Annotated in this window: 8 protein-coding genes; 3 read left to right on the forward strand and 5 right to left on the reverse strand. The window is 38.4% G+C overall.

Annotated elements, in window-relative coordinates; translation table 11 throughout:
* Positions 1-204: hypothetical protein (locus J5224_RS23060; protein ID WP_264627578.1), on the forward strand; the 204-nt coding region annotated here is incomplete at its 5' end.
* A 310-nt stretch (positions 205-514) separates the two neighbouring features.
* Positions 515-913, forward strand: a complete 399-nt coding sequence (locus J5224_RS23065; RefSeq protein WP_264627579.1) for a hypothetical protein — start codon at positions 515-517, stop codon at positions 911-913.
* A 329-nt stretch (positions 914-1,242) separates the two neighbouring features.
* Here the strand turns inward: J5224_RS23065 and J5224_RS23070 are convergent, their stop codons facing one another.
* The 4 genes from J5224_RS23070 to J5224_RS23085 form a co-directional block, all read right to left on the reverse strand.
* The gene (locus J5224_RS23070) at positions 1,243-1,959 is read right to left on the reverse strand and encodes a lysozyme inhibitor LprI family protein (RefSeq protein ID WP_264627580.1); all 717 of its coding nucleotides are present in this window, start codon (positions 1,957-1,959) and stop codon (positions 1,243-1,245) included.
* A 94-nt stretch (positions 1,960-2,053) separates the two neighbouring features.
* On the reverse strand, positions 2,054-2,392 hold the full coding sequence (locus J5224_RS23075; protein ID WP_264627581.1) for a hypothetical protein: 339 nt from the start codon (positions 2,390-2,392) through the stop codon (positions 2,054-2,056).
* 137 nt (positions 2,393-2,529) lie between these two features.
* A complete protein-coding gene (locus J5224_RS23080) occupies positions 2,530-2,862 on the reverse strand; it encodes a hypothetical protein (protein ID WP_264627582.1) in 333 nt (110 codons plus the stop codon).
* A 73-nt stretch (positions 2,863-2,935) separates the two neighbouring features.
* Complete coding sequence (locus tag J5224_RS23085) at positions 2,936-3,451, reverse strand: hypothetical protein (RefSeq protein ID WP_264627583.1); 516 nt, start codon at positions 3,449-3,451, stop codon at positions 2,936-2,938.
* A gap of 736 nt (positions 3,452-4,187) precedes the next feature.
* Between J5224_RS23085 and J5224_RS23090 the strand changes: the two genes are divergently transcribed.
* A complete protein-coding gene (locus J5224_RS23090) occupies positions 4,188-4,688 on the forward strand; it encodes a hypothetical protein (RefSeq protein WP_264627584.1) in 501 nt (166 codons plus the stop codon).
* Positions 4,689-4,691: 3 nt separating this feature from the next.
* Here J5224_RS23090 and J5224_RS23095 read toward each other — a convergent pair whose 3' ends face one another.
* Positions 4,692-5,588 (reverse strand): ParB/Srx family N-terminal domain-containing protein, encoded by an 897-nt coding sequence (locus J5224_RS23095; protein WP_264627585.1) that lies wholly within the window; start codon positions 5,586-5,588, stop codon positions 4,692-4,694.
* Positions 5,589-5,707 lie beyond the last annotated feature (119 nt).

Here is a 5,707-nt window from a genome sequence, read left to right on the forward strand (position 1 = left end):
CAGCTTCTTGATGGGATCTTTGCCTTACTACGTAAAAAAAAAGCTGTGATCTTGGTGGGAAATCAAGCTCAAAAAGCAGAAAAATTGATTAAGCATAAAAATATTAAGATATTCAAATCAGCCCATCCTTCTCCTATAACAAGAGCGTGTAATCGTTCAAGATGGGAAAGCATTCCTAATGAGTGGAGTAAAATACTTTCATAATTTAGCTTCCATCATTAGTAATCTATATTAGCAAGAATCGTTCTAACATATTCCCTGTTCGCGGACATACATAATTTGTCAGAAGTAAACATGACTAAAGCCCCTAACAAATAATAAGTTCCATTTTCTATTGCATCACCAAAATTGTGTTAGAATTTGATTGATAGTATAAATCAATACCATGTTAGGAGGAAAAATAAGATAGCCGTTCTAAAAAACTAATTATATTCAGAAGATAGATTATTCATTTTTAATATAAAAATCCAACCAATAACACTTTTAAATCTTTAATGGGGGATTTATAATAATAATGAATTTAAACAAACATTGGGATTTTCCTAGCATGACGCATATAACTATTCTTCTTGAAGATCTTTTAAAAAACATCCCTGCCAATCAGGATGATGCAAATGACTTTCTTTCCAAATATTTAGTTGACGATCAATGCGCTATTATCTCAGCTATTTATATAGGAAGGGACCATATTAGTTACAATACCTTTATCGAAGATAGTGAAGAAACTTCCGCATATTTTACCCCCAGTTATCCTTATGGTCGGTTTTACACAACAGGAAACTCACCAAGATGGATTATAGAGCCCTCCGATTTCGCACGAATTATTTATGAAAAAGCCAGCAGTTTAGAACTTTATTGCACTGCCTTTAAGCGGTGTTCAGATAACTCCGGTTATGATATGTCGAGTTTCTGATGATTAGTTAAGGCCACATCAGTGGCCTTAACTATACACGCCTATTTCCCCTAGTATAACCCATCTATTTTCATAGCTTATGTGATTAAGCCAACTCTAATTCTAAATATTTCCTCTAGATTCTGCTAAAATTTTTCACTTCTTACAAATACCGAATTTATTGGAATTAAATGTCGGAATAACAATCAATTTCAATCATGTTAAAAAATACATTTTAATGAAGTCATTATTTATAAAATACTCAAAATCATTCTTTTAATATTCTATGATCAGCATAAAAACACAAAGAGACCTGATTAAAATTAGTTATCAAAAACGTAAGATACTTTCTAAAACGAAATTTTTTCAAGAACAACGATACGATCCGTAGTCATTTCAACCTTACATTCAATTGTAGCACATTTTTCTTTCTCTTTAATCCAATTTCGTTGTTCTTGTAATAGTTCATTCCTCTTTGCCTTCGCTAAAGACTGCCATACTTCATTCAATTTTTTGTCAGCCATAGCATACGAAGTTACTATTGTTTTTTCTTTCTCTGATTGGCTTAAAGAACCACTATTACTATTTGATAACTTTTCATTTTCGCTATATTTTTCACCGAGTTTTATTTCCTTTAAACACACCCCATCTGTACTCTTCAAATTGGCACTCTCATCCAGATGCTTTGATACCCAAAAACCATTCTTTCCAAATACGCTTCCCCATGATAAATATGCAGAAGATGTAGAAACATAAACTAGTTCACCGATGTTCAAATCAGCTATATCTTTGGCTGTATCAGACTTCTTATTTAACTTATCAAAATTAATATTAACATTGCCTTGTAATCTAATTTGGTAATCATTATCACTCAAAGATCTACGATAAATCTCTTTTACTTTTCCCTTTATAATAAACTGGCAGCTAAATTTATTATCAGCTCTTAGTTCATTCTTTTTATATTCAGCGTGTAGTTCTTCTGGGGTATACGTAACGTCACCAATAGTTTCAGCTTGAACATAAGAACTAAGAGCGACCATAAAAAAAGCCACATATATTATTTTCATTTACCATTAACCTTTATATTACAACACTCATTAACAATGGAGATAGACAATTCAAGTTCAAAGATATTTTTTGCAAATTAATAAATTACGCAGATTATTTTAAACACTCAATAGATAATAACTTACACCCTTTTCTAATAATCAGATGATTTTCCGGTGGGTTTTTAACAGTTGTTCTTATTTCATTTATAATATGATTAGTTAAAATATCGCTCATCTGCATATATAGTATCTTTTTATCATTAAGCTCGGATACTTCAGATATGAATTGAACATCTTCGTCTTTTATATCAATATCATAGATAGCAGACATATAGCTTAATATAAATTCATTACTCATTTCGAAACGACCAACAGAATAAGCCCCTCGGTATATATTTTTGTTCATATGAGGTACCCAATCATCTTTATACACTTTTTCAAGAACGCACATCTACATCACCTAACAATCGTTATCAAATAAACCATGAATGTAATCATCAGAAAGAGCACCTTCATCTCTATAATAAAAGTGCTTTTACTTGACTGAAAACAACCCCATATAATAACTTGCTTTTATAGGTTGAGTTTTTATTTGCAGTTTTTCACTATTCCAGTAAGAAAAACCTGTCCTTTTTCATCCAAAAACTTTAGTGTTCCACTTCTCGTTTTAATATCAACAATCGCTAGAGTAGACCCAGTCTCATCTGACTCCTTAAAATAATACTCATTTCCCACTCGCTGAGTAGTTATATTATTACCGAATACTTCTAACTCTGTTTTGCGTAAAACTTGCCCTGTCTGATCATCTTTTAGTATAGCTTGGCAGACCCACTTAGGAATGATAGTGTCATTTCTTTCCTCCAATCCCTTTGCAAAAACATTACCAGAGACCATCAAGAGCATTATAATTACAACCTTCATTTAAACCTCTGTTATAGTTAATTACACAGTCATATTAAGGTGTTAATTACAAAAAATTAATTTAAGAGGGTAATTAATCATCAAACAATGGTGCCCGTCTACCTTTCTTATAATCATCTGCAAGCTTTTTCATATATTCTTTATCGTTATTGGCAATTCGGTTAAAGTCTTTAATATCAAATGCATATTTCTTCATTTGACCATTAAAGTTTAACTTAGCATTAAGGTTATTAGATCCATTCAATGAATTTAAAAAATCTGTAGCTTCTGAACCAAGAATACACACCACTTCTTTTTCATCATCAACATTAGGTCTCATACCATGTAAGTTGAGCCTTTTATTATCAAAGGTTACGTCGATGTCAACCACAGGAATGATGGAATGGAATTTATCTTTTAATGCAAAGCACATCCCTTTAAATTGACCATATTTATCTAAACCAAGAAAGATTACGGCCTTATTGTCATTACTTGCAACACCAAAAGATTTTACCTCAGGAATGACATAAACATTGTTAGCTGCATTAGCATTACTGAATAGCAATGACATCGTTAACAAACTACAGCCCAAGACACTCTTCACTGTCATTAGAAACACCTTGTTATTAACATTAATTCAACTAGTTAAGTCCATTTAGCAAAAAAGTGGATAAGACAAACTGCTTTTCACAACCAGATGAAGTATATCATCCCCACACATTTCGATCTATAAAATCTATCAATATACAGTTATCGATCGTTTTTACAGATCGATTGAGTGACCAAAATTTCTTCACACTTGACTAATCAGGAGCATGTAGCTTAATCCATTGTTTAACTTGATGTATTTCTCTCGTTAGTCCTTCACTGTCGTACTGAGGGACTTCCAGTACACATACAGGAACAAATCACAGCCATCCAAGACCAGACAGAGCAACTTGTTGACACGATGATAAGGGAGGGTAAGGAGGTAAGAAGGTGAACCTTTACTGAAACTATCATCAGCACAGCAGGAATAAAAACAAATTATTACATATGAAACTGCATCGTAATGTTGTTGGTACTTAACACGGCGTTGACTCAAATAAAAAGTGTGATTTAACGCTCATTATGCCACAGATCACCCTTTCGGTCGCCTATCGTTTTATGCGACTGCGCCCAGTGAAAAACGACGATGTGCTATCAGAATTGAGTGTCAGCCTACCAGCAGTGTGATTATTATTTGTAAACATGGTTGATGGGACAGACTTAGAATGGCCAGCCGTGAGGGCGCTACAGGCGTGCTGTAGGCTCTCTTTAATATAGGTAGTGAGCCATTTCGAATATTCATACTGCGAGATAAAACCATGAACAGTGTTTCTACCGCTTCACCTGTTTCCCCTTTGGCATATATGCCATTAAAACAGGGGCATGGCCACGAAAATACCGGCAAGCGCTATTACCTGCCAGAGCGTATTAGGTTACTGACCAACACATCAGAAGATCGTGAAACATCAGCAGTATCAAATAAAAGCCATCAAGTAACCCTAAACATGCAAACAGGTTCAGCAACAGAAAGGCTGGCTTCGAATGTCACGCACCAGCAATCTGCGCCATCAGCACAATGTAGCCCGGTGGATGGCGCAGTTGAAACCAGGCCACCCAAGGGGCGATCAAACCGATGGATACTGCTAGGTGGACTCACCTTGATCACCACCGCGGTTGGCGCTTTTATCTATAACAGAGAACAGTTCGCATCCGCAGAGGAACCCTCTGTTATCACTATCACCCCGTCATCGCTTATTGGGTATCGTCCCGCCGCGCGGAATGGACTTAACCCCTATCGCTATAATTTTGGCTTAGGGTAATCATCATTTACATTCAGAGCAAAACAACAGCGCCAACTTACCGTCGGGTTTATTTAACTTGTTTAATTTCTTGTGGTTTAGCTCGGTAAGTTGTCCAAGTTGTTGCAGCGTCGGCGAAGCAGTATCGGGTAAGGTATGGGTTTGCGGTGACGCTTGTGCCATACGCTGCGCCGCCTTTTGCAACAGAGCAAAGTACGCCTGTGGTGTTGCCGTATCCGCAGGCGTAATCGCCATCTGACTTTTCAGCCACGCCCCCAGATAAAACTCCAAAAACGGAGGAGAGGGTTCTGGCCGTTCATAGGCAATACCACGCAAGAAATAGAGCACCGAGCGATAAGGATCGTCCTGCATGGCGTCAATGCCCACCTGGGTGGGCAGTTGCTGCGGTGCAACCTTGCCGGTAGGCCCCTCCAGCCACACCAGATGATGCTGTTGCATGTAGTCCCAGAATGCCGCCATTGAGGGTAAATGGCGCAAGTCATCGGTAATACGCAACGACAGCGTGATATCGCTATCCGGCGTGCTGGCGCGTAATGCGCTCACCGAGTGATGGCCGTCCGTCAGGTAGACCAGACCATCCGGGGCAATCACCGCGGATTTTACCGCATCGGGATGGGTCCCGGCCGGTTTGGTGCAGCGAAAACTCGTAGGTGTGGCCAGCGTCGAGGCGTCTGAGAAATCAGCCACCTTTCCCGCCCCTTCTCCCTTACAAAAATCATCAAACAGCGCGCGCGGTTTTTGTCGGTAGTGGGCGAGATCGTAGGCAACTTCTGCCCTGCCGATCGCCGGTTGGGTGGGATGAATCGTTGAGGCTTTCACGGCAATCAGCGTCCCGTTGGCGAATACCGCCCCGCTCCAGGCTGCCATCAACGCTATGATTCCGGTGAATACGAGAGCCATCGGCCCCTGTGATGGACGCGCGCGTTGTAAATGCCTGTGCTTCATAAAACCTCGAGATGGAAGACGTTGACCCGACAGATCAGCACAGTAGAATCATTTACTAGCAGATGGCAAGAGTT

The sequence above is a fragment of the Candidatus Symbiopectobacterium sp. NZEC135 genome (genome assembly GCF_025962695.1).

What these genes read in the sequence shown, in the direction of transcription:
- J5224_RS23065 (WP_264627579.1), top strand. Translation starts at nt 515, where the DNA reads ATGAATTTAAACAAACATTGGGATTTTCCTAGCATGACGCATATAACT.
- J5224_RS23070 (WP_264627580.1), bottom strand. Translation starts at nt 1,959, where the DNA reads ATGAAAATAATATATGTGGCTTTTTTTATGGTCGCTCTTAGTTCTTAT.
- J5224_RS23075 (WP_264627581.1), bottom strand. Translation starts at nt 2,392, where the DNA reads ATGTGCGTTCTTGAAAAAGTGTATAAAGATGATTGGGTACCTCATATG.
- J5224_RS23080 (WP_264627582.1), bottom strand. Translation starts at nt 2,862, where the DNA reads ATGAAGGTTGTAATTATAATGCTCTTGATGGTCTCTGGTAATGTTTTT.
- J5224_RS23085 (WP_264627583.1), bottom strand. Translation starts at nt 3,451, where the DNA reads ATGACAGTGAAGAGTGTCTTGGGCTGTAGTTTGTTAACGATGTCATTG.
- J5224_RS23090 (WP_264627584.1), top strand. Translation starts at nt 4,188, where the DNA reads ATGAACAGTGTTTCTACCGCTTCACCTGTTTCCCCTTTGGCATATATG.
- J5224_RS23095 (WP_264627585.1), bottom strand. Translation starts at nt 5,588, where the DNA reads ATGGCTCTCGTATTCACCGGAATCATAGCGTTGATGGCAGCCTGGAGC.